21 protein-coding genes and 1 riboswitch are annotated in these 22787 nt (G+C 56.3%); of the genes, 18 read left to right on the forward strand and 3 right to left on the reverse strand.

All coding sequences use genetic code 11. The annotated features are described in order from the left end of the window. Window positions 1-5 precede the first annotated feature (5 nt). On the forward strand, window positions 6-1202 hold the full coding sequence (gene dpaL, locus ACTUHY_RS01565; protein WP_442826462.1) for a diaminopropionate ammonia-lyase: 1197 nt from the start codon (window positions 6-8) through the stop codon (window positions 1200-1202). Here the strand turns inward: dpaL and ACTUHY_RS01570 are convergent. After that, entirely contained in the window at window positions 1160-2755 is a 1596-nt protein-coding gene (locus ACTUHY_RS01570; protein WP_442826350.1) for a hypothetical protein, read from the reverse strand. The two genes, dpaL and ACTUHY_RS01570, sit on opposite strands and share 43 nt — an antisense overlap. Before the next feature lie 164 nt (window positions 2756-2919). On the opposite strand from ACTUHY_RS01570, the gene ACTUHY_RS01575 reads away from it, so the two are divergent. Continuing rightward, window positions 2920-3717, forward strand: coding sequence for a hypothetical protein (locus ACTUHY_RS01575; RefSeq protein WP_442826351.1), 798 nt, complete (start codon window positions 2920-2922; stop codon window positions 3715-3717). Between the two features lie 133 nt (window positions 3718-3850). On the opposite strand, the gene ACTUHY_RS01580 is transcribed toward ACTUHY_RS01575, so the two are convergent. Continuing rightward, the gene (locus ACTUHY_RS01580) at window positions 3851-4513 is read right to left on the reverse strand and encodes a methionine ABC transporter permease (RefSeq protein ID WP_278674345.1); all 663 of its coding nucleotides are present in this window, start codon (window positions 4511-4513) and stop codon (window positions 3851-3853) included. After that, window positions 4503-5540: a methionine ABC transporter ATP-binding protein gene (locus tag ACTUHY_RS01585; protein WP_442826352.1), complete on the reverse strand. Its 1038-nt coding sequence runs from the start codon at window positions 5538-5540 to the stop codon at window positions 4503-4505. Before ACTUHY_RS01585 ends, ACTUHY_RS01580 begins: the two co-directional genes overlap by 11 nt. Before the next feature lie 71 nt (window positions 5541-5611). After that, window positions 5612-5721: riboswitch (SAM riboswitch) on the reverse strand. Between the two features lie 236 nt (window positions 5722-5957). On the opposite strand from ACTUHY_RS01585, the gene ACTUHY_RS01590 reads away from it, so the two are divergent. From ACTUHY_RS01590 to ACTUHY_RS01665, 16 genes are all read left to right on the forward strand, one after another. Further along, on the forward strand, window positions 5958-6260 hold the full coding sequence (locus ACTUHY_RS01590) for a YerC/YecD family TrpR-related protein (protein ID WP_075580470.1): 303 nt from the start codon (window positions 5958-5960) through the stop codon (window positions 6258-6260). Beyond that, on the forward strand, window positions 6257-7432 hold the full coding sequence (gene hisZ / locus ACTUHY_RS01595; RefSeq protein WP_442826353.1) for an ATP phosphoribosyltransferase regulatory subunit: 1176 nt from the start codon (window positions 6257-6259) through the stop codon (window positions 7430-7432). Before ACTUHY_RS01590 ends, hisZ begins: the two co-directional genes overlap by 4 nt. A 13-nt stretch (window positions 7433-7445) precedes the next feature. After that, window positions 7446-8096 carry an ATP phosphoribosyltransferase gene (gene hisG / locus ACTUHY_RS01600; RefSeq protein ID WP_075580468.1) on the forward strand — a complete coding sequence of 217 codons (651 nt, stop codon included), beginning with the start codon at window positions 7446-7448 and terminating at the stop codon, window positions 8094-8096. Next, window positions 8093-9442 (forward strand): histidinol dehydrogenase, encoded by a 1350-nt coding sequence (gene hisD / locus ACTUHY_RS01605; RefSeq protein WP_442826354.1) that lies wholly within the window; start codon window positions 8093-8095, stop codon window positions 9440-9442. Before hisG ends, hisD begins: the two co-directional genes overlap by 4 nt. A gap of 132 nt (window positions 9443-9574) precedes the next feature. Continuing rightward, complete coding sequence (locus ACTUHY_RS01610; protein ID WP_442826355.1) at window positions 9575-10726, forward strand: pyridoxal phosphate-dependent aminotransferase; 1152 nt, start codon at window positions 9575-9577, stop codon at window positions 10724-10726. 19 nt (window positions 10727-10745) lie between these two features. Continuing rightward, window positions 10746-11333 (forward strand): imidazoleglycerol-phosphate dehydratase HisB, encoded by a 588-nt coding sequence (gene hisB, locus ACTUHY_RS01615; protein ID WP_442826356.1) that lies wholly within the window; start codon window positions 10746-10748, stop codon window positions 11331-11333. 1 nt (window position 11334) lies between these two features. Then, window positions 11335-11949, forward strand: coding sequence for an imidazole glycerol phosphate synthase subunit HisH (gene hisH / locus ACTUHY_RS01620; protein ID WP_442826357.1), 615 nt, complete (start codon window positions 11335-11337; stop codon window positions 11947-11949). Further along, window positions 11946-12674, forward strand: coding sequence for a 1-(5-phosphoribosyl)-5-[(5-phosphoribosylamino)methylideneamino]imidazole-4-carboxamide isomerase (gene hisA / locus ACTUHY_RS01625; protein ID WP_442826358.1), 729 nt, complete (start codon window positions 11946-11948; stop codon window positions 12672-12674). Before hisH ends, hisA begins: the two co-directional genes overlap by 4 nt. Before the next feature lie 4 nt (window positions 12675-12678). Further along, a complete protein-coding gene (hisF, locus tag ACTUHY_RS01630; protein ID WP_442826359.1) occupies window positions 12679-13437 on the forward strand; it encodes an imidazole glycerol phosphate synthase subunit HisF in 759 nt (252 codons plus the stop codon). Further along, window positions 13434-14084 (forward strand): bifunctional phosphoribosyl-AMP cyclohydrolase/phosphoribosyl-ATP diphosphatase HisIE, encoded by a 651-nt coding sequence (gene hisIE, locus ACTUHY_RS01635; protein WP_442826360.1) that lies wholly within the window; start codon window positions 13434-13436, stop codon window positions 14082-14084. The genes hisF and hisIE overlap by 4 nt, the downstream gene beginning before the upstream one ends. A gap of 33 nt (window positions 14085-14117) precedes the next feature. After that, complete coding sequence (glmM, locus tag ACTUHY_RS01640) at window positions 14118-15461, forward strand: phosphoglucosamine mutase (protein WP_442826361.1); 1344 nt, start codon at window positions 14118-14120, stop codon at window positions 15459-15461. A 337-nt stretch (window positions 15462-15798) separates the two neighbouring features. Next, the gene (gene glmS, locus ACTUHY_RS01645) at window positions 15799-17628 is read left to right on the forward strand and encodes a glutamine--fructose-6-phosphate transaminase (isomerizing) (RefSeq protein ID WP_442826362.1); all 1830 of its coding nucleotides are present in this window, start codon (window positions 15799-15801) and stop codon (window positions 17626-17628) included. A gap of 240 nt (window positions 17629-17868) precedes the next feature. Next, a complete protein-coding gene (gene nadA, locus ACTUHY_RS01650) occupies window positions 17869-18774 on the forward strand; it encodes a quinolinate synthase NadA (RefSeq protein ID WP_442826363.1) in 906 nt (301 codons plus the stop codon). Window positions 18775-18931: 157 nt separating this feature from the next. Continuing rightward, window positions 18932-20551 (forward strand): L-aspartate oxidase, encoded by a 1620-nt coding sequence (gene nadB / locus ACTUHY_RS01655; RefSeq protein WP_442826364.1) that lies wholly within the window; start codon window positions 18932-18934, stop codon window positions 20549-20551. Then, window positions 20529-21368 (forward strand): carboxylating nicotinate-nucleotide diphosphorylase, encoded by an 840-nt coding sequence (gene nadC / locus ACTUHY_RS01660; protein ID WP_442826365.1) that lies wholly within the window; start codon window positions 20529-20531, stop codon window positions 21366-21368. The genes nadB and nadC overlap by 23 nt, the downstream gene beginning before the upstream one ends. Before the next feature lie 122 nt (window positions 21369-21490). Further along, window positions 21491-22660 carry a pyridoxal phosphate-dependent aminotransferase gene (locus ACTUHY_RS01665; protein ID WP_442826366.1) on the forward strand — a complete coding sequence of 390 codons (1170 nt, stop codon included), beginning with the start codon at window positions 21491-21493 and terminating at the stop codon, window positions 22658-22660. The last annotated feature ends 127 nt before the right edge of the window (window positions 22661-22787 follow it).

The following is a 22787-nucleotide window of genomic DNA, read 5'->3' on the forward strand; positions in this document are numbered from 1 at the left end:
TGACGATGGAGAACGAAATCAAGATCGTGACCCGGAAACCCAGCGGGAAATGTCAATGGGACGGGCTTTTTACCCGACAGGCAGCAGAAACGGCCCGGAACTTCCATCGGACCATCCCAGGATATGCGCCCACGCCCCTGGTGGATTTGAAGGGATTGGCAAAACACTTGGGGCTGGAGGCGTTCTATGTGAAAGATGAAAGCTTCCGGTTCGGCCTCAATGCCTTCAAGGGACTGGGAGGCAGTTTCTGCGTGGCCCAAGTACTGGGAGAGAAACTGGGGATCCCCATAACAGAATTGACCTTTGCCCGGCTCCAAGATCCTGCAGTCCATGCCAAGATCAAAGACCTGTGTTTTGTGACGGCCACTGACGGGAACCACGGCCGAGGCATTGCTTGGACCGCCCACTGCCTGGGAGTGAAGAGCCGGGTATTCATGCCCAAAGGAAGTTCCCAGGAAAGACTGGAAAATATCCGGGCCCTGGGCAGCGATGCCTGTATCACGGAATTCAATTATGATGATACGGTGCGCCATGCTGCCCAGGTAGCGGAAGAAAATGGCGGAGTATTGGTCCAGGATACGGCTTGGGAAGGATACGAAACCATTCCCGGGTGGATCATGGAAGGGTACACCACCCTGGCCCTGGAAGCGGCAGAGGCTCTATCCCAGCCACCCACACACATTTTCCTCCAGGCGGGAGTGGGGGCCATGAGTGGGGCCCTCACCGGTTTCTTCGCTGCTTATTACGGCAGCCAGAAGCCCGTGATCACCATCGTGGAACCCAATCGGGCGGACTGCATCTTCCGTACTGCTGCTGCCGGGGATGGGAAGCTCCACACTGTGACTGGGGCATTGGACACCATTATGGCCGGATTGGCCTGCGGGGAACCCTGTACCTTGGGCTGGGGGGAACTGGCAGCTCATGCCGAGCATTTCGCTTCTGTTCCTGATTGGGTGGCGGCCCAAGGCATGCGGATCCTGGGCGCACCGGTCCTCGGGGACCCCAGGGTGATTTCCGGAGAAAGCGGAGCGGCGACCAGCGGCTTTGTCTGTGAACTGTACCGGAACAAAGAGCAGAAACTCCTGAGAGAGGAGCTGGGCCTGGACAAAGATTCCCGGGTCCTGTGCATCAGCACCGAAGGCGCTACGGATCGGGAAAGCTACCGGAGCATCGTCTGGGATGGAACCTGGGCAAGAGGCTGAGTTTCCCCTGGCTGTGCAATAATTTTGGGAGCAGTTTCTGCATTTCCCAGGTCCTCTGTATCAGCACAGAAGGGGATACGGACTGGACCCAGAAAGACAAATTCTCTGGGAACGATACTGGGCAAGAAGCTGAGCTCCACCGTCCGTGGTCCAATTCCATACTTGCTTCCTTCATCAGATATCGATTTGGGGCGGAAGCTGTAGCTGATTCCCCCCAACACTGCGTAAATTTCATATCTGTTTTCGGGTTCGCGGATCATCCGGTTGAGGTCCAATTTCAGCCGGATGATTCTTTGCATCTTTTCGGTCAGAGACTGTGCCTGTTCCAGTGCGGCCAGAAAGGGATCCCTGGCATCAGCAGGATCGATCCATTGATTCTCCCAAAATTCTCTATAGTCATTAGCATCCAAGCCATATTTCTCTAATTCCGCCATCAAGTCGATAGCCGGACTGAGCAGCTGAGAAACACATTCCTTGTAACGGACATCTGCATTCAGGTTTATTTTTTCTTTCTCTCGGATGTCATTTATCTCATGTTTGATCCTTTCGGCACGATGGGCAAGGAGATAATAGGCGGCTGCGAGCTCCTTCCGGTCCTGGAGACCATAAAGCCGAGAAGAATACAGCTTTTCCTTTCCCTCTTTTCCCATGATCATTTTTAATCGATCGTGGAGAATCTCTGCAGGATCATAGATGATCAACGTATCTGGCGATGGGGTGTTTTTATAATCCAGGATGGCTTTCGTCAGTGGCCAATATCCGTATTTGATGGCTTTATACAGCTTCCGATGCAGGAGATTGTACCAGCGGCTACGGAGTTCAGGGCTTATATTTTCCCAGTGTGACACGTCTGCCAGCAGGTCTTCTTCCCACAGATAAAAGCCGGGGTGCCGGGGATCGTTGGGGGCAGCAGGGACCAAGGAAAGGCCGCCCTCAAAGAAGCCCTTTACAATCCAGGCATCCAGGGCTTCCCGGCTGGGGAACTCCAGGAGCTCCTGGGCTTTTTCCGGGGTGTAGAGCTGCTGGAGGATGATTTGGAGATAATCATATTTCTTTTTGCCCAGGAAGGACCAGTCCTCCTGATGCCACCGAAGGGACGCTTCTTTGTGGTTGGTGGATATTTCACCGGCCTTTATCTTGTAAAAATATCCCACATACAGCTGGGCCAGCCGGTTGGCATCATATAAATCCTTGTGTTTTTCTGTGGGAATCTTTTTTCGGAAACTGTCCTGGTAGGGGGACAGGAATTTCGCTAAGGTATTGCTTTCGCTATTGTTGTTATTGATAAAATGTCTCCTAAAGAATCCCTTCACGTTCGGATCTTGGTAAATATCCAAAGGATTTTCAGGAGGGTCCTGTCCTTCCAGCTTGTCTTCGGGACAAAGATCCTGCAGATATTTTTCTCGAGCCTTCCGCAGTTTGCCAAGATTCTCATATGTTGGATATTCCATGAAACCGGTGTACAGCCAGGGATGGACAGCCGGGCCACAGAATTTTTTCATCAAATCTTCCAGAGGCAGCCAGCATTCGTTGACTGCAGATGGGAGGGTCATAATGTCCTTATCTGGATCAGTAGAGTCGATAACGTCTTTCCTTGTCTGTTTCATAGTCACGATGTTCACCTCAGAAAAAATAAGAAAAATAACAATTTTACCTTTGTCTGGAAGGATCCGGCCGTGTATAGTGGAGACAGCGATAACAAAGGAGTTGATTCAATATGGACAAAGATCTTCTAAACTACATGAGGCTCTTCAATGGCACCCAGCACCCGATCCGTCTTTTTCGGTACCGGGAGCGTCCGTCTTACAGCCGAGGCCTGAAGGGGTATGGGATTGCCTGGTATCTGGCAGAGTATCAGAGGGATCCGGAAGTGGATAGGGAAATCCCCGAGGATCATCCTCTTAGTGTATCCAGGGGGAAGCATTCTTTTATGGACGGAGAGTATCATATGGCATTGCCCAATGGGATGGATGCCGACATGCAAATCGACTATCCGGATCGGCCGTACGACATTGTCATTATCAGCAGCCGGTATGCCCAGGTTGCAGGAAATGAGAAGGGCGGTATCGATCCCTTTTACCTCGATAGCCTCTACCTGGCTGAACCTTTGTACAAGGGCAATCCAGATGAAGACCCCTTTGCGGAGAGGATAGGTACTGCCTTTTTCCGCAAATTCAGGTATCCGCTGCTGCCTGCTGCTTATCTTCAGCGGCTGGATCCTGATTCCGCACTGCTCCGGTCTCCTTTTGGGGGAAATGAACAGCAGTTAGGCCAACAGCTGGCTTCCTATTGGAAGGATCCTTTGAAGGCAGGAGTTTCGCTGGCAGGGATGATTGCCAGCTTGAGAGTGTATGATCCCCAACGGGATCCTCGACAGAGCAGCAGCTGGCAGGAGAGCCGGAACTGGTGGATGCTCGCCGGTGCAGTCGACCAGTTCCTGGAGTATCGAGAAATGGAACAGCAAAGGACCTTCATGCAGCAGGCCTTCGTCTATGGTGACCAGGCGGGAATCTAAAAAAGTCAAAGAATTAAAAAAAGATCCATGATTAAAGATTATTAAGCAGAGGGCAGGGCAGTTTAGGAATCCTGCAAAACTATTATACACGAAAGGAAGGGGCCGTTGTACGTTCTGTGCAACAGCCCCTATCCTATTTGATTTTCGTCTTATTCAATTTAGCCGAGATCCGGTTCCCGATGGTCTGGACCACTTGGACCAGGACAATCAGCACGATCACCGTGGCCACCATGGTATCTGCCTGGAACCGCTGATAGCCGTACCGGATGGCCAAGTCTCCCAGGCCACCGCCACCCAGGGCGCCGGCCATGGCACTGGAACCGATCAGGCTGATCACCGCCAAGGTGATGCCCAGCACGATGGAATGCATGGCTTCCGGCAGCAGTACTTTCCAGATGATCTGCATGGGACTGGCCCCCATGCTCTGGGCTGCCTCGATGACCCCCGGATCCACTTCCAGGAGGGACGATTCGATGATCCGGGAAATGAACGGGGTGCAGGAAATGGTCAACGGGACGATGGCAGCGGTGGTCCCGATGGAAGAACCCACGATCAGCCGGGTCAGGGGGATGATGGCCACCATGAGGATGATGAAGGGCACGGAACGGAGAGCGTTGACGATGGAGCCCAGGGTCTTGTGGAGAGCAGCATTCTCTTTGATGTGGCCTTTTCCGGTAATGGTCAGGATCACCCCCAGGGGGATGCCGAACAGGGATGCAATGGCAGCAGACAGGGCCACCATATAGAGGGTTTCCCCCAGGGCCTTGACCAGCAGATGGATCATATTAGGAGACATAACCGATCACCTCATCTTTCACTTGTCTTTCATGGAGGTAATCCAGGGCCTTTTTCAGGTGGTCCTCGTCGCCTTCTACTTCAATGAGCAGGGTCCCGAAGGGGGTATCCTGCAGGGTTTCGATATTGGCCGTGAGGATGTTCACGTTGGTATCGTATTCTTTGATCAGCACGGAGACGATGGGCTCCCCGGCGCTGTCCCCGATGAAGCTCAGGCTCACCAGGGCCTTGTCTCCGGGACGGTATTCCTTGTGGATGTCCAGCTTCTTGACGAAATCCGGCAGGTCATTGTGCTGGATGCTGGCTACGAATTCTTTGGTAGTGGCTTTCTGGGGATTGGTGAAGATATCCACCATGGAGCCCTGTTCGATGATCTCCCCGTTTTCGATGACGGCCACTCGGTCGCAGATCTCTTTCACCACGTTCATCTGGTGGGTGATCATGACGATGGTGATGTGGAGCCGTTTGTTGATGTCCCGGAGCAGGGAGAGGATGCTTTCCGTGGTCTGGGGATCCAGGGCAGAAGTGGCTTCATCGCACAGGAGCACCTTGGGGTCGCTGGCCAGGGCCCGGGCGATGCCTACCCGCTGTTTCTGCCCGCCGGAAAGCTGGCTGGGGTAGTGGTCGGCACGGTCGCTGAGTCCCACCAGGTCCAGCAGGGGAGCCACCTTCTTTTGGATGGCAGCTTTGTCCATGCCCTGGATTTCCAGGGGGAAAGCGATGTTGCCGTAGACCGTGCGGCTGGAGAGCAGATTGAAATGCTGGAAGATCATGCCGATGTTCTGCCGGGCCTTCCGCAGCTGTTCCTCGCCCAGTGCGGTCATCTCCTGGCCGTCCACGATTACTTTGCCGCTGGTGGGCTTTTCCAGCATGTTGATGCACCGGACCAGGGTGCTCTTGCCGGCCCCGGATAGGCCGATGATCCCGAAGATCTCGCCTTCATCGATGGTCAGATTGATATCCTTCAGGGCATGCAGATCCCCTGAAGCTGTATGATAGATCTTTTCGATATGCTGCAGTTCTATCATGGGGGTTCACCTCCGTAGAAATAAAAAAACCTCTTCATCTGATGTGAAGAGGAATCAGTTAGGCTTACTCATCTTCATCTTTCAGGCACTGCCTGGTGGACTTAGCACCGTTCAGCCGGCTGAGCCGCTGATGGTTGCCGTAACTTCATTGGGCCAGTCCCTCCGTTACTCTCGATGAAATCAATGCGAATTAAATGATACCGTATAAAGTACAGTTTGTCAATGGGGATTGAAGGAAGAAACACTCAACTACCTATCCACTTAACCACTTTATCCCATCCCTCAAAAAATTTTCACAAATTCCCAAAAACTACTTGCATTTATCGCGTCATCGTAGTAAAGTAATAAATCAGTAAAGCAAATATTCCGGAAGCGACCGGAACAGTAAGGAATCTGGAAGAGAAAGGGGTTACGATCATGGTAGCCGGATTGAATGAACGGGAACTGAAACAGTTGGCCAAAGCCTTTACCCTGCTGCAGGATGTGGACGGCAGCCTGGCCTTCCTGGAAGATATCTGCACCCCCAATGAGCTGAAGGCACTGAGCCAGCGGCTGGAAGTGGCGGTGCGTCTTCATCGCGGCGAAAACTATGCCAAGATTGTCAAGGATACGGGCGCCAGCAGCACCACCGTATCCCGGGTCAATCGTTGTCTGAACTATGGAGCGGGAGGGTATCGCACCCTGATCCCCATCTTGACTGAAGGAGCTAACGAGAAATGAGCAACAGTACTGTACTGCGGATCCCTTACGGGACCAAAGATATCCTGCCGGGGGATGCCCGGATGAAACGGGAACTGGAAGACCGGATCGCCGGGAATTTCCTTTCTTGGGGGTATGATGAAGCCATCACCCCGACCATTGAATACGCCGACACCTTTGCCCTGAGCGGGGCCGGCATCAGCGATGAAAGCATGCGGTTCATGGACCGGAACAACCGGACGGTGATGCTCCGGAGCGAAATGACCACCCCTCTGGCCCGGATGGTGGCCACCCGGCTGAAGAACGATAGGGGTGTGAAGCGGCTGTTCTACATCGCCAATGTGTTCCGTCACGAACAGACCCAGGCCGGCCGCCAGTGCGAATTCTCCCAGGCGGGGATCGAGATGATCGGAGCCGAAGCTCCCATGGCGGATGCAGAAGTCCTGGCCCTGGCCGTCAGCAGCCTGCAGGCCGCCGGACTCCAGGATTTCCTCATCAGCATCGGTCACAGCGCTTTCCTGGCGGGGCTCATGGAAGAAGCCAAGCTGACGGACAAGCAGGCGGACTTCGTCAAGACCATGATCCTGAGCCACAATGCAGTAGGCCTGGAAGAGGCAGCCGATCGGTTCATCCCCAAGGAACTGAAGGACCTGTTCCGGGATCTGCTCTATCTCCAAGGCGGCCGGGACCTGCTGGATACCTTGGAAACCCGGGTGAAGAATCCTAAGAGCCTGGATGCCCTGAAGAACCTGAAAGCCATCTATAAACTGGCAGAATCCTACGGGGTGGACCAGTACCTGTCCTTCGACTTGTCCTTGATCCGGAACTTCGATTATTACACCGGCATGGTGTTCGAAGCCTATGCCCCCCAGATCGGGTTCAATATCTGCGGTGGCGGCCGGTACGACCATATGATGGAAGCCTTCGGAGATCCGGAACCGGCTACGGGGTTTGCCATGGGCATCGACCGGATCATCCTGTCCCTGCGCCGGGACGGCCGGTTCAACCGGGAATCTAAATGGGATATCTACGTTGCTTGGGCTCCTGGCTGCCAGGACAAAGCCATCCAGAAGGCCATCGAGCTGCGCAAGGGCGGCAAGAACGTGAAAGTGGCCACCAATGCCCTGACCCCGGAAGAAGCAGCCAAAGCCTGTGCGGCCAACCGGTGTGAAGCCGTAGCATATGTAGGATAGGAGAGAAAACGGAATGGATTATTTGACAATTGCCCTGCCTAAGGGAAAACTTTTTGCAAAATCTGTGGAACTCCTTGCCAAGGTCGGTTATGCGGCGGAAAACGTGGTGGAAGATTCCCGGAAGCTGGTCATCACCAATGAAGAGACCAAGGTGAAGTTCATCATCGTGAAGACGGTGGACCTGCCCACCTATGTGGAATACGGAGCGGCGGATATCGGCATCATCGGCAAGGATGTGCTCAATGAAGAGCGGAAGGACATCTACGAACTGCTGGATATGGGCTATGGCGGCTGCCATCTGATGATGGCGGTGCCGGAAGCCAAAGTACTGCCTGAGATCACCGATTACGCCCATATGCGGGTGGCCACCAAATATCCCAAATGCGCGGCGGATTTCTTCGACAAGCTAGGGATGCAGATGGAAATCATTAAACTGAATGGTTCTATCGAACTGGGGCCCATCGTAGGGCTCAGCGAAATGATCGTGGATATCGTCCAGACAGGCCGGACCTTGCGGGAAAACCATCTGAAGGAAGTAGCTACGGTGTTCCCGTCCACCGCCCGTCTCATTGCCAATAAAGTCAGCTTCAAGATGCAGTACGACCGGATCCGGAAGCTGGTAGAAGATCTGAAAGTGGTCCTGAAGGAGGAAAAACCAGAATGAAAGTCTATGATGAAAGAAAGAGCACGGCAGAAGAAATCAGCCGTCTTTTGGAAAAGAAATCCTTTGATGAAGTAAAACTGTCCCCGAAAGTGGCGGCAGCCGTAGAAAAAATGTTCGGCCGGCCTCTCACCGCAGCGGAAGAAGTAGACATCATCGTCAATGATATCCGTGCCAAAGGGGATGAAGCCCTCTTCGAATATACCAAGAAGCTGGATGGAGCGGATCTGACTCCCGCCACCATCCGGGTGACGGAAGAGGAATTTGCGGAAGCGGAAAAGGCCGTGGATGAAAAGACCATGGGCGCTATCCGCCGGGCCATCGCCAATGTGCGGAAGTTCCATGAGGAACAGCTGCCCAAGACCTGGCTCACTCCCCGGGCTTATGGGTCCTTCCTGGGCCAGAAGATGACCCCGGTGGACAGCGTGGGGATCTACGTCCCCGGCGGCACCGCAGCTTATCCTTCCAGCGTGATCATGAATGCAGTGCCTGCCAAAGTAGCGGGAGTGCCCCGGATCGCCATGGCAGCTCCTGCCGGCCGGGATGGGAAGATGAACCCCTATGTGCTGGCTACGGCCAAAGAAATCGGCATAACGGAAATCTATAAGATGGGCGGGGCCCAAGCCGTGGCTGCCCTGGCATTCGGGACGGAAACCATCCCCAAAGTGGAAAAGATCACCGGCCCAGGGAACATTTTCGTGACCCTGGCCAAGAAGGCGGTCTACGGACATGTGGATATCGATATGCTGGCCGGCCCCAGCGAGATCCTCATCGTAGCGGATAAAACCGCAGATTATCAGTACCTGGCGGCAGACCTGCTGAGCCAGGCGGAACACGATCCTCTGGCCTGCGCCATCCTGATCACCGACGATGAAGAACTGGCAGGGAAAGTGGCGGACGAAGTGGAAGTCCAGCTCCAGAAGCTGCCCCGGAAGGAAATCGCTGCCCAGTCCCTGGCGGTACAGGGGAAGATCATCCTGGCCAAGGATATGGATACGGTGGTAGAAATGGCCAACATCTCTGCTCCGGAACACATGGAGATCAACACCAAAGAGCCTTTTGCCCTGGTGCCCAAGATCCGCAACGCCGGCGCCATCTTCCTGGGAGCCTATTCTCCGGAACCTCTGGGGGACTATTACGCCGGGCCCAACCACATCCTGCCCACCGGTGGCACGGCCCGGTTCTATTCCGTACTGAATGTGGAGACCTTCATGAAGAAGACCAGCATCATCTCCTATACCAAAGAAGCCCTGGCGGAAGCAGCGGACGACATCATCGCCATGGCCGAAGCGGAAGGGCTCCAGGCACACGCCAATGCCATCCGGATCCGGAAGGAGAAACAGCTGTAAAAATTGTCACTGGTCACTTGTCACTAGTCACTGGCGGTGGGAGAGGAACCGTGGCTGCGGTTCCTTTTCAACCCAGATGGCAGTCCTTGCGGATCAGAGTTTATCATCCTAGCCAATGAGGGGGACGTTGTTATGAGTAACATCCTTGCCCGGGAAAGTCTCTCCCGGATCGAAGACTATCAGGTGGAGACCGTACCTGATGCAGATATTATCGTCAATGCCAATGAAACCAACTGGGATATGACCCCGGAAATCCGGCTGGAACTGGGGACCCGCCTGGCGGAACATGCCTTCAACCGGTATCCCTCCATGCACGGGGAGGACCTGTGCCAGGCCATTGCGGACAAGCTGGGGTTCGACCCGTCCCAGGTGGCCATCGGGAACGGATCCAGCGAGCTGCTGGAAAAAGCCTGCTATGCCTTCGGGGGGGCAGGCCGGAAAATCGCTTCTGCCACGCCGTCCTTTTCCATGTATCAGACCTACGCCATCCTGGCGGACAGCGAACCGGTGCTGTTCCCACTGACGGCGGACGGGTTCGTGGATCCAGAGGGGGTCATCGCCTTCTGTGAAGAAGAAAAACCGGCCCTCTTGATCATCTGCAACCCCAACAATCCCACGGGGAATTTCAATCCCAGAGCCGCTATGGAAAAAATCATCCGGAATGTAGACTGCCCGGTGATCATGGACGAAGCCTATCTGGATTTTGCCGTGGAAGAGGGAAAGGTGGAAGAACTGTCCACCCTGGACCTGGTCCATGAAGTGGACAACCTGCTGGTGCTGAAGACCTTCTCCAAAGCTTACGGCCTGGCTAATCTCCGGATCGGTTATGGAGTGGGCAGCACAGCCGTGATGCAGGTCCTGAAAAAGGTGCTGCTGCCCTATACGGTGAACGGGGTCTCCATCCTGGCAGCAGAACTGCTGTTCAGCAAGCCGGAAGTCCTCCGGGAACGGGTGGAAGCGGTGGTCAGTGGCCGGAAATACCTGCGGGAGCATCTGGAAGCCCTGGGCTTCCGGGTCCTGCCCAGCGCCACCAACTTCCTGCTGGCCCTGCCGGCGGGGAAGGCATTGGACCGACTGGCAGAAAAAGCCGGGGCAGCGGATCTGCCCAGTGGAGAGAAGGCCATGGCGGCCGGCGGATACCTGTTCAAGGAACTGCTGGTTCGGAAAGTGCTGGTACGGAACTATTCCCAGAATCCCCGGCTGCCCGGGGGCCTGCGGATCACCGTAGGTACGGCGGCAGAAAATCCCCTGATCATCGGAGCCATCAGGGACATCATCCTGTAAACAAGGGAGGCCATTGGTTATGCGGCAAGGGAAAGTGGAACGGAATACGAAAGAGACCCAGATCCTGGTGGAACTGGACCTGGACGGTACCGGCAAGGCGGACATCGCTACCGGAGTGGGCTTCCTGGACCATATGCTGACCCTCCTGGCGGTCCATTCCTTCATGGATCTGAAAGTGCGGGCCAAAGGGGATTTGGAAGTGGACTGCCATCATACGGTGGAAGATGTGGGAATCGCCCTGGGCCAGGCCATTGCCCAGGCTCTGGGAGACAAAAAGGGCATCCATCGGTACGGGAGTTTCCTGCTGCCCATGGATGAAGCCCTGGCGGAAATCGCCCTGGACTTTTCCGGCCGGCCCTACCTGGTGTGGAATGCAGAACTCATCCCCCGGGTGACTTTGGGGAATTTCGATACGGAAATGGGCGAGGATTTCTTCCGGGCCCTGGCCATGAACTGCGGTCTGACCCTCCACATCAACGTACCCTACGGGAAGAACACCCACCATATGCTGGAAGCCATCTTCAAAGGGGTGGCTCGGGCTATGAGCCAGGCAGTGGCCATGGATCCCCGGGTACACGGGGTCATGAGCAGCAAGGGGGCGCTGTAAGATGGATAAGGACACCATTGTGATCATCGATTATGGACGGGGCAATCTCCATTCCGTCTACAACGGCCTGCTGAAGATCGGGGCCAGCCCGGTGGTCTCCGGGGACCCCAAGGTCATCGCAGCCGCTCCCAAAGTGATTCTGCCAGGGGTGGGCTCCTTCGGGGACTGTATGGATACCATGCGCAGCCGGGGCCTGGAAGAAGCAGTCCAGGAAGCCCTCCACAGCGGCAAGCCTTTCCTGGGAATCTGCCTGGGCGAACAGCTGCTCTTTGAAGGCAGCGAGGAAGCACCGGGAGTGAAGGGCCTGGGGTATTTCAAGGGCCAGGTGAAGAAAATCGTCACAGGGTACAAGATCCCCCATATGGGGTGGAACCGGATCTCTACGGTGAACCCTTCCCCTTTGCTGCAGGAAGCAGACGGGAAGTATGTGTATTTCGTCCACAGCTTCCATGCGGTGCCGGAAGATCCGTCCATCATCACATCGGTCTGCGATTACGGGACCCAGATTACGGCCAGCGTGGGCCAGGGCAGCGTCCAGGGCTTCCAGTTCCATCCGGAGAAGTCCTCTTTCGCCGGTCTGGCCATGCTGCAAGCCTTCAAGGAGTGGAAACTATGAACATCTATCCAGCCATCGACCTGCGGGGAGGCAACTGCGTCCGCCTGGTGAAGGGCGATTTTTCCAAAGAGACAGTCTATAGCACCGATCCCGGTGCCATGGCCAGGAAGTGGGCCGATGAGGGGGCCAGCTGCATCCATGTGGTGGATCTGGACGGAGCGGTAGCCGGGGAAAGCCGGAACCTCCAGTCCATCGACGCCATCCTGAAACAGGGGAACATCCCCATTGAAGTGGGGGGCGGTATCCGGAATATGGAACACATTGCCCGTCTGCTGGACCGGGGAGTCCACCAGGTGATCCTGGGGTCCGCCGCGGTGAAGGATCCGGATCTGGTGAAGGCAGCCTGTGAAAAGTATCCTGGCCGGATCGTGGTAGGCATCGATGCCAAGAACGGAGACGTGGCAGTGGAAGGCTGGGAAGCCAGCGGCCACATCCAGGCAGACGAACTGGCCCGGAAAATGGCGGAAGCCGGCGTACAGCGGATCATCTTCACGGATATCGCCCGGGACGGCATGCTCAGCGGGGTGAACGTAGAAGCCACGGTGAAGGTGGCCCAGGCTTCCGGCCTGGCGGTGACAGCCAGCGGCGGGGTGGCCAGCCTGGAAGATTTGAAAATTTTGAAAAAAAGAGAAACAGATGGCATAGAAGGGTGTATTATAGGTAAGGCGCTGTATACCGGCGCCATCGACCTTCGCCAGGCTGTTGCGATTGCGAAGGAGGCGTAGAGCCATGCTGGCAAAACGGATCATTCCCTGTCTGGACGTAAAGGACGGACGGGTGGTGAAGGGGACCAATTTCGTCAGCCTCCGGGATGCCGGAGACCCGGTGGAACTGGCTTCCCTCTACGAAAAGGAACAGGCCGATGAGCTGGTGTTCCTGGATATCACCGCTTCCCTGGAAAAACGGAAATCCATGGTGGAGACCATCGAACGGACGGCCCGGGAAGTCTTCATGCCCCTGACCGTGGGCGGCGGCATCTCTTCCATCGAGGATATGCGGGCCGTGCTCCTGGCCGGGGCGGATAAGACCAGCCTCAACACGGCAGCGGTCAAGGATCCCAGCCTGATCAGCCGGGGCGCGGAAGCCTTCGGGAACCAGTGCGTGGTCCTGGCCGTAGATGCCAAACGCCGGGGAGAAGATTACTGGGAAGTGTACATCAACGGGGGACATACGCCCACCGGCCTGGATGCCCTGGAATGGGTGAAGAAAGCCGTATCCCTGGGGGCAGGGGAGATCCTCCTGACCAGTATGGATGCGGACGGCACCAAGGATGGTTTCGACATCCCCCTTACCCGGAAAGTGGCCGAAGCGGTCCCTGTGCCTGTGATCGCTTCCGGGGGAGCTGGTTCCTTGGAAGATTTCTACGAAGTCCTTACAGCAGGGAAAGCTGATGCGGCGCTGGCCGCCTCCGTATTCCATTACAGGAAATTCACGATCCGCCAGGTGAAGGAATATTTGCGGAGCAAAGGAGTGGACGTACGGTTATGAAAATCGATATCAGCAAGCTGAAGTTCGATGACAGAGGACTGATCCCTGCCATCGTCCAGGATGTGAAGACGGACAAGGTGCTGATGCTGGCTTACATGAACGGCACCAGTCTGGCCCGCACGGTGGAAACCGGCTATACCTGGTTCTGGAGCCGGAGCCGCCAGGAACTGTGGAACAAGGGAGCCACCAGCGGACACACCCAGAAGGTGTACAGCATCACCTATGACTGCGACGGAGACGCGCTCCTGGTAAAGGTGGAGCAGAAGGGCGCCGCCTGCCATACCGGGAACTATTCCTGCTTCTTCAATCCCCTGTGGAACAGCGCCTCTGGGGAAAGCCTGCCTGTGGCCGATAACCGGCTGCCCCAGGTGATCAACGAACTGTACAAGCAGATCGTCTGCTATCAGGAAAAGCAGAAAGAGACCCAGAAGCTGCTGCCGGCCCCCAGCCAGGACAATCTCTTGACGGAACTGGGCGCCAACACTACCCGGACCATCCTGGCTTCCAAGAACAGCGATGCGGACCAGGTTGTTTACGAGATGGGGGATTTATGGTATCATTGCTTAGTGCTGTTGGCTTACCATAATATCACCCCTGGCGAAATGCTGGTGGAAATGGCAGGCCGGAAAGTAGAAGAAGAAAAATAAGCAGCAAATACCTATGCAAGTTGGAGGGTTCTGATGGCTAGAATGTTTGGAACGGACGGCGTCCGCGGCGTCGCCAATGGTCCTGTACTCAATGCGGAACTGGCATATAAGCTGGGCCGTGCGGCGGCTCAGTATTTCGGACGGGAGGTGAAATCTCCCAAGATCCTGATTGGACGGGATACCCGTCTTTCCGGCACCATGCTGGAAAGCGCTCTGGCTGCTGGCATCTGCAGCGCCGGGGGCAATGCCCATCTCTTAGGGGTCATCCCCACACCGGCGGTTTCCTATCTGACAGAAAAGCTGGAAGCCAATGCAGGGGTGGTGATTTCCGCCTCCCACAACCCCTTTGAGGACAACGGGATCAAGTTCTTTGCCCGGACCGGCTATAAACTGCCGGATGCCGTGGAAGACGAGATCGAAGCCATCGTGAACCAGCCGGTGGATTATACCCAGACGGTGACCGGATCCAACCTGGGACGGGTGATCCAGGAACCGGATATGGGCATGCTGTATGTGAAGCATATCGTGGACAGTGCCGATGTGAAGCTGAACGGCCTGAAGGTGGTCATGGACTGTTCCAACGGGGCCAACAGTGAGATCGCTCCGGCCATCCTCCGGACCCTGGGGGCCCATGTGATCCCCATCTTCCATGAACCCAACGGGATCAACATCAACAACGGCTGCGGTTCCACCCATCTGGAAGCTCTCCAGGCTAAGGTGAAGGAAGTGGGGGCCGACTGCGGCCTGGCCAACGACGGGGATGCGGACCGGCTGCTGGCTGTGGATGAAAACGGTGAAGTGCTGGACGGAGACCAGATCATGCTGATCTGCGCCCTGGATCTGCTGCGGGCCGGGAAGCTGAAGGACAATGTGCTGGTCACCACGGTGATGAGCAACGTAGGCCTGGCCAAGGCCATGAAGGAACATGGCGGTACTACGGTGAAGACCTCCGTAGGGGACCGGTATGTGCTGGAAGAGATGCTGAAGCATGACTACAAATTGGGGGGCGAACAGTCCGGCCACATCATCTTTGGAGACCTGGTGCGCACCGGGGACGGGATGATGACCGGGGTGAAGCTCCTGGGCAGCCTGGTGCGCCACAACCAGACCATGTCCCAGCTGGGGGCCCTGATGGTGAAATATCCCCAGACCCTGCTCAATGTCCGGGTGAAGGACAAGAACGGCTGGCAGGAGAACCAGGCCATCGCCCAGGTGGTCCGGAAATATACGGAAGAACTGGGAGACGACGGGCAGGTGCTGGTCCGGGCCAGCGGTACGGAACCCTTGATCCGGATCATGGCCCAGGGCCCCAACCAGGTGGAACTGGACAATATCACCGAAGCCATCGCGGAAGTGGTACGGAAAGAGTTGGCATAAAAAAAGGGGGTGTGAATTCTTTCACACCCCCTTTTCTTGACCCCATGCCCAAAACATAGTATCATAAAGTATCTGCAGGAACATGCTCTCCGGGCATACCGGACTGGGGAGCCGCTCGTTTTTGAGGGGGAACGGGCTGAAGGGATTTCTGCAAATCTTAGAGCGCAGGTGCCAGGCTCCGGCCTGGCCGACGAGGAAGAGGTCCATCGAGCCGTCAGCGGATGCCTCTCGGTAAGCTGCAGACCGTAAGCTGTCTTACAAACCCCTCTGGTAACAGGGGGATACAGAAGGGACGGCGGCAGACGGTAACTACAAAGAATCGCAGGAGGGCACAACTATGTGCGGAATCGTAGGATATATCGGACGCCATCAGGCGACTCCCTTTTTGATGGAAGGCCTGAGCAAATTAGAATACAGAGGGTATGACTCTGCCGGCATCGCCGTCTACAACGATGGGAAGATCGACGTGGAAAAATGCGTAGGCCGGCTGGATGCCTTGCGGCAGAAAATCGTAGGCCATGAACCGGCGGGCACGGTGGGCATCGGCCATACCCGCTGGGCCACCCATGGGAAACCCAGCGATATCAACGCCCATCCCCATACGGATGAAAGCGGACAGTTTGCCGTGGTCCACAACGGCATCATCGAAAATTATATGCCCCTGAAGCAGGCCCTGCTGAAGAAAGGCCATCACTTCCGTTCCGAAACCGATACAGAAATCGTAGCCCATCTCATGGCAGATCTGTGGGACGGGGATTTTGAAAGCACCGTCCGGAAGGTGCTCCACACCATCAAAGGGTCCTATTCCCTGGTGTTCCTCTGCGCCAAGGATCCCAGCAAGCTGATCTGCGCCAAGAAGAATAACCCGCTGGTCATCGGCCTGGGCAAGGGCGAGAACTATATCGCTTCCGACATCCCGGCCATCATTAGCAAGACCCGGGATACCTATATCCTCAGCGATGGGGAAATGGCCATCGTAGAACCGGATCGGGTCACTGTCAAAGACCTGGAAGGAAAGAAACTCGACAAAAAAGTCTTCCGTGTTACCTGGAATGCAGAAGCAGCAGAAAAAGGCGGCTTCGAACATTTCATGCTGAAAGAGATCTACGAACAGCCCAAGGCCGTCCGGGATACCCTCCGGGGCCGGGTGGATAAAGATAGCGACAAAGTGGTGTTCAGTGAACTGAACTGGACCGCGGAGACCCTGAAAGATATCCGGAAGATCTTCATCGTGGCCTGCGGCACGGCCTACCATGCAGGCATCGTGGGCAAATACTATATCGAGAAGATGGCCCGGATCCCGGTGGAAGTGGATATCGCTTCGGAATTCCGGTATCGGGATCCCATCATCAATGAAAGCTGCCTGTGCATCGTGATCAGCCAGTCCGGGGAAACCAGCGATACCCTGGAAGCCCTGAAAGAAGCCAAGCGCCGGGGAGCTAAGACCATGGCTGTCACCAATGTAGTAGGGTCTTCCATCGCCCGGGAAGCCGACCAGGTGGTCTACACCTATGCGGGACCGGAAATCGCCGTAGCTTCCACCAAAGCCTACACCACCCAGCTGATCGTCATGCTGCTGCTGAGCATGTATGTGTCCCACATCAAAGGGAAGATCAGCGATGAACGGCTCCATGAACTGATCCAGAGCGTCTTGGCGGTGCCGGAACAGATGCACGATATCCTGGACCATGTGGACCAGATCAAAGTCTATGCCACCAATTATGCCAACCGGGAAGACGCCTTCTTCCTGGGCCGGAGCCTGGATTATGCAGTAGCTCTAGAAGGGGCACTGAAGCTGAAGGAAATCTCCTACATCCATGCGGAAGCTTATGCTGCGGGAGAACTGAAGCACGGGACCCTGGCGCTTATTACGGAAGGGGTGCCGGTAATCGTCCTGGCTACCCAGTCCAACATCTATGACAAGACCATCAGCAACCTCCAGGAAGTGAAGACCCGGGGAGCTATCGTGATCGGCATCGGTATGGAAGGGGATACGGAATTGGCCAAACATGCCAACAATGTAATCATCATTCCCAAAGCCGATGAAGATCTGGCGCCCATCCTGGCTGTCATCCCTCTGCAGCTGCTGGCTTATTACGCGGCCCTGGCCAGAGGCTGCGACGTGGATAAACCTCGGAACCTGGCCAAGAGCGTGACGGTGGAATAAGTTCATAAGGATAAAATGCTCCCTCCAGGGAGCATTTTTTAATGGAAAAGGTCACAGGTCGTGAGTCGCGACTCGCGATATCCTTGCACTTTCTCCGGAAAACAGCTACAATGGATTCATTGCATTATCTATTGACATCTGTTGACATGACAATAAAGGAAAAATCGTGTATAATGTACCCAATACTTCGGAGCGGTGCCTTGCTGCGGCATCCTTCGTTTCTCAAAGGAGACCTGACCCATGGAAGACTTGTTCGATGCCATCACCCGTTTGAAAAAAGAACGGAATGCTGTGATCCTGGCCCATGTATACCAGCCGGAGGAAATCCAGGAAATCGCGGATTTCTGCGGTGATTCTTTTGCCCTGTCCCAGCAGGCCGCCCAGACCGATGCGGATGTGATCGTTTTCTGCGGGGTCCGGTTCATGGCAGAGACGGCCAACATCCTTTCCCCGGAGAAAATCACCCTGCTGCCGGCCATCGACGCGGGCTGCCGGATGTTCGACGATACCTTGGAAGCGCGGGTAAAGGCTTTTCTGTCAGACTATCCGGAATACAAAGTGGTTTCCTACGTGAATACCCCGGCCAGCGTCAAGGCCCTCAGTGAAATTTGCTGCACATCCTCCAATGCGGTGAAAGTGATCGAAAGCCTGCCGGCAGAGCAGCCCATCCTTTTCGTCCCGGATCAGAACTTGGCTACTTTTACGGCGGAAAAGACCCATCACACCATCCTGCCCTGGCGGGGAGCCTGCCCCACCCATCATGCGCTCAGCGTGGAGGAAGTGGAAGCGGTCAAAAAAGAGCATCCGACAGCCAAAATACTCATGCATCCGGAATGCCGGCCGGAAGTCCGGGCCCTGGCGGATTATGTGGGCAGCACCATGGGAATCGTCCATTATGCGGAACAGAGCCCTGATCAGGAATTCATCATCGCTACAGAATGCGGGGTGCTGACCCAGCTGGCGTGGAGATGCCCTCATAAGAAGTTCTACATGGCCGGCGGCAACCTGCTGTGTCCCAACATGAAAAAGACCACCCTGGAACTGGTGAAAAAATCCCTGGAGACGCTGGAACCTCGGATCGTGGTACCAGAAGAGATCCGGACAAAGGCAAGGATAGCCTTGGAACGGATGCTGGCAGTGAAGTGATACTGGCTGTTAATGGTGAATTATCAATTGCCGAAGGAAGCCTGCTCCGCAGGCAATGAAGGGAACCCATCAATCGATTCCTTCCATTGGCGTATGCCCTATGACGTATGACAGGCTGCTGCCCCATTGGCAGCCCCTTATCAAAGGAGGATTCCTCATGGAAACCTATTGGACGAATTTTGACACGGCGGATACGCCGGTGATACAGACGGATATCCTGGTAATCGGGTCCGGAGCTGCCGGGCTGCAGACCGCCTGGTCCTTGGCTGAAGCGGGCCGGGAAGTGCTGGTGGCGGTCCGGGATGAGCTACGGGACAGCAATACGGCCAAAGCCCAGGGCGGCATCGCAGCGGCTCTGGGCAAAGACGATGATCCCCGTCTCCATTATCAGGATACCCTGGTGGCAGGAGCCGGGCTCACCGATGAAACCATGGCGAAGATCGTGGTGACGGAAGGGCCCCAGGCGGTGCTGGATCTGGTCCACCATGGAGCCCAGTTCGATAAAAATCCCGATGGCACCCTCTCTTTGGGCCGGGAAGGCTGCCACAGCCGGAACCGGATCGTCCATGCTAATGGGGACAGCACCGGAGCGGAAGTCTCCCGGGCCCTCCGGGCGATCACCGGCCGGGAAAAACGGATCCGCAGCCTGGAGCACTGCTATGTGACGGATCTTTTGATGCAGGACGGCATCTGCAAGGGTGCCATGGCCCTCCATCAGGGGAAAATGGTCCATATCCAGGCTCGGGGCACGGTACTGGCTACCGGCGGGGTGGGCCGTCTCTTTGCCCATACCACCAACCCCGAAGGGGCAGTGGGCAGCGGACTGGCCCTGGCCTACCGGGCTGGGGCTGAATTGATGGATATGGAATTCGTCCAGTTCCATCCTACGGCCCTGGCTCTTCCCGGCTGCCCCAGCTTCCTGGTCTCGGAGGCGGTCCGGGGAGCCGGAGCCCTTTTGTACAATACCAAGGGAGAACGGTTCATGCCGGAGTACCATCCTATGAAGGAGCTGGCGCCCCGGGATGTGGTGGCCCGGGCCATCGCCACGGAGATGAAGCGCTGCGGCAGTGACCATGTGCTGCTGGATGCCACGGGGATCGATAAAGTAGAAGAGAAGTTCCCCATGATCTTCCAGACCCTGGGGGAATATGGAGTGGATATGCGGAAGGAACGGATCCCCATCGCGCCGGCGGCCCATTATATGATGGGGGGCATCCGCACCGATGCCTGGGGCCATACTAGCATCGCCCATCTGTATGCCTGCGGGGAAGCGGCCTGTACCGGTCTCCAGGGAGCCAACCGTCTGGCCAGCAATTCCCTGCTGGAAGGACTGGTGTTCGGCCGGAGAGTGGCCCAAGCCCTGTGCCGGGATCTTCCGGCAGATGAGCCGTCCAGCGCAGAAGGGAACTGGAAGTCCCGGTTCCAGCCCTGGAACGTTTCACCGGAAATCTTGGCTGCAGACCGGAAAGCCCTCCAGGACATCATGAGCCGCCAGTTGGGCATCGCCCGGGACCGGGACTCTATCGAAAAGGCTCTGGACGCTATGGAGGCAATCGGCCGAAAATATAGAGGCACAGCCGCCATCGACAGCGATCAGCTGGATATGAAAGCCCAGATCTTGGTTTCCCAGCTCATTGCCCAGGCGGCCCTCCGGCGGGAAGAGAGCCGAGGCGCTCATTACCGTCTGGATTTTCCGGAACCCCGGGATTGTTGGAAGCATCACAGCATCGAAGAAAACGAAGGAGGCCGTATCCATGTACAGCAGAATGTTGGCTAAGCAGCTGGAGGAATGGCTGGCGGAAGATATCGGCAGCGGGGATCTGACCAGCGAAGCACTGCTTCCTCCAGATGCGGTGACTACGGGAATCATCCATGCCAAAGATACAGGGATCCTGTGCGGGGTGGAGGTGGCCCGGCAGGTATTCCAGGTGCTGGATCCTAGCTTGACCTTTGAAGCCCTGGCCCAGGACGGGGATGCGCTGGAACCGGGGACCCTCATCGCCAGGATCACCGGCTGCGCCCGGAGCGTGCTGATCGGGGAGCGCCTGGCCCTGAACCTGCTCCAGCATCTGTCCGGCATCGCCACCCGGACCCATAGACTGGCGGAACTGGCCCGTCCCTACGGCACCCGGGTGGTGGATACCCGGAAGACCACGCCGGGGCTGCGGCTCCTGGAAAAATATGCAGTGCGTACCGGGGGTGGCCATAACCATCGGCTGGGCCTCTATGACGCCATCCTGATCAAGGACAACCATATCGCCGTAGCCGGCGGGGTGAAGGAAGCCCTGGCCCGGGCCCAAGCCTACGCCAGCCATATGACCAAGATCGAGATCGAAGTGGAAAGCCTGGCCCAGGCCAGGGAGGCAGTGGAAGGGGGCGCCGACGTGATCATGCTGGACAACATGGCACCGGAAGCCATGAAGGAATGTGTGGAAATGATCCAGCACCGGGCTGTAGTGGAGGCGTCCGGGGGCATCAACGAGCATAACCTGGAAGCCGCTGCAGCCGCCGGAGTGGACGTGATCAGCATCGGAGCCCTGACCCACAGCGTAAAGGCCCTGGATATCAGCCTGGATGTAGGGGAAATCAAATAAGTCCTGTCAGAGAGCACCGATTCCCTGGATGTGTCTTCCAACCCCATTGACTCCTTTTTCCTGGGGGAGTATACTAAATATCACTACATAACTAGGAATTAAACCAGGGAAGGACGATAGATATGGCTGATTTATCTTTACGGACGGCGACTTTTACGGATTCAGTGATCCGCCGGATGACCCGGATCTCTTTGCAGTACCAGGCGGTGAACCTGAGCCAGGGGTTCCCGGATTGGGATCCTCCGAAGGAAATGGAGGAACGGCTGAGCCAGGTGGCTTTCACAGGACCTCATCAATATGCGGTGACCTGGGGAGCCCCGAATTTCCGTCAGGCCCTGGCGGCCAAACAGAAGCATTTTACTGGGCTGGACATCGACCCGGAAACGGAGATCGTCACCACCTGCGGCAGCACGGAAGCCATGATGGTGGCGGTGATGACGGTGACGGATCCGGGGGACAAGGTGATCGTATTTTCCCCCTTCTATGAAAACTACGGGGCTGATGCCATCCTCAGCGGGGCAGAGCCCATTTATGTACCGCTGGTGCCCCCGGACTACCGGTTCGACCCGGAAGTACTGGAGGCGGCCTTCCGGCAGCATCCCAAGGCACTGATCCTCTGCAACCCCTCCAACCCCTGCGGCAAGGTATTCACCCGGCAGGAGCTCCAGACCATCGCGGACCTGGCGGAAAAATACGATGTGTGGGTGATCACCGATGAAGTGTACGAACACATTGTCTACAAACCCTATGAGCACATCTATTTTTCTACGCTGCCCCGGATGTGGGAGCGGACCCTGTCCTGTAGTTCCCTGTCCAAGACCTATTCCATTACCGGTTGGCGGCTGGGGTATATCATCGCTCCGCCGAAGGTCATCGAAGAAGCCCGGAAAGTCCATGATTACTTGACAGTGGGAGCGGCATCCCCTCTCCAGGAAGCGGCGGTGACCGGGCTCCGGTTCGGGGATGGGTATTACACCTGGCTCCGGGACCTGTACACGGACCGGCGGGATCTGATGCTCAAGGGACTCCGGGATATCGGCCTGCGGCACACGGAACCCCAGGGGGCCTATTACATCATGGTGGATATTTCGGATTTCGGCTACGCCAGCGATACGGAATTCTGCGAGGATCTGGCCAAATATGTGGGAGTGGGGGCTGTCCCCGGGTCGGCTTTCTTCCATGAAAACATCACCCAGTATATGCGGCTCCACTTCGCCAAGAACTGGGAGACCCTGGAAGAAGCCCTGGAACGGCTCCAGGGTATCTATAAGAAGATGCCGGTGAGGAAGTAAAAGTCAGACACGGCCCTGACGGGCCTTAAGATGTCAGATTTGCACAGCGCTATTTTTAAAAAGTTTAACTTTTCCTGCTCTCCCGTACTGTATACTAATAGAGAGAATACAGCACGGGGGGCATTTT

Source organism: Acidaminococcus nyctereutis (assembly GCF_052216985.1).
In the GTDB taxonomy this organism is placed as follows: Bacteria; Bacillota; Negativicutes; order Acidaminococcales; family Acidaminococcaceae; genus Acidaminococcus; species Acidaminococcus fermentans_A.

Excerpts from the sequence above, each read along its gene's own strand:
- ACTUHY_RS01570 (WP_442826350.1), bottom strand. The coding sequence starts at position 2,755 with ATGACCCTCCCATCTGCAGTCAACGAATGCTGGCTGCCTCTGGAAGAT.
- glmM (WP_442826361.1), top strand. The coding sequence starts at position 14,118 with ATGGCTAGAATGTTTGGAACGGACGGCGTCCGCGGCGTCGCCAATGGT.
- ACTUHY_RS01610 (WP_442826355.1), top strand. The coding sequence starts at position 9,575 with ATGAGTAACATCCTTGCCCGGGAAAGTCTCTCCCGGATCGAAGACTAT.
- ACTUHY_RS01585 (WP_442826352.1), bottom strand. The coding sequence starts at position 5,540 with ATGATAGAACTGCAGCATATCGAAAAGATCTATCATACAGCTTCAGGG.
- hisH (WP_442826357.1), top strand. The coding sequence starts at position 11,335 with ATGGATAAGGACACCATTGTGATCATCGATTATGGACGGGGCAATCTC.
- nadC (WP_442826365.1), top strand. The coding sequence starts at position 20,529 with ATGTACAGCAGAATGTTGGCTAAGCAGCTGGAGGAATGGCTGGCGGAA.
- dpaL (WP_442826462.1), top strand. The coding sequence starts at position 6 with ATGGAGAACGAAATCAAGATCGTGACCCGGAAACCCAGCGGGAAATGT.
- ACTUHY_RS01590 (WP_075580470.1), top strand. The coding sequence starts at position 5,958 with ATGGTAGCCGGATTGAATGAACGGGAACTGAAACAGTTGGCCAAAGCC.
- hisZ (WP_442826353.1), top strand. The coding sequence starts at position 6,257 with ATGAGCAACAGTACTGTACTGCGGATCCCTTACGGGACCAAAGATATC.
- ACTUHY_RS01665 (WP_442826366.1), top strand. The coding sequence starts at position 21,491 with ATGGCTGATTTATCTTTACGGACGGCGACTTTTACGGATTCAGTGATC.
- hisA (WP_442826358.1), top strand. The coding sequence starts at position 11,946 with ATGAACATCTATCCAGCCATCGACCTGCGGGGAGGCAACTGCGTCCGC.
- hisG (WP_075580468.1), top strand. The coding sequence starts at position 7,446 with ATGGATTATTTGACAATTGCCCTGCCTAAGGGAAAACTTTTTGCAAAA.
- glmS (WP_442826362.1), top strand. The coding sequence starts at position 15,799 with ATGTGCGGAATCGTAGGATATATCGGACGCCATCAGGCGACTCCCTTT.
- ACTUHY_RS01580 (WP_278674345.1), bottom strand. The coding sequence starts at position 4,513 with ATGTCTCCTAATATGATCCATCTGCTGGTCAAGGCCCTGGGGGAAACC.
- hisB (WP_442826356.1), top strand. The coding sequence starts at position 10,746 with ATGCGGCAAGGGAAAGTGGAACGGAATACGAAAGAGACCCAGATCCTG.
- nadA (WP_442826363.1), top strand. The coding sequence starts at position 17,869 with ATGGAAGACTTGTTCGATGCCATCACCCGTTTGAAAAAAGAACGGAAT.
- hisF (WP_442826359.1), top strand. The coding sequence starts at position 12,679 with ATGCTGGCAAAACGGATCATTCCCTGTCTGGACGTAAAGGACGGACGG.
- nadB (WP_442826364.1), top strand. The coding sequence starts at position 18,932 with ATGGAAACCTATTGGACGAATTTTGACACGGCGGATACGCCGGTGATA.
- hisD (WP_442826354.1), top strand. The coding sequence starts at position 8,093 with ATGAAAGTCTATGATGAAAGAAAGAGCACGGCAGAAGAAATCAGCCGT.
- hisIE (WP_442826360.1), top strand. The coding sequence starts at position 13,434 with ATGAAAATCGATATCAGCAAGCTGAAGTTCGATGACAGAGGACTGATC.
- ACTUHY_RS01575 (WP_442826351.1), top strand. The coding sequence starts at position 2,920 with ATGGACAAAGATCTTCTAAACTACATGAGGCTCTTCAATGGCACCCAG.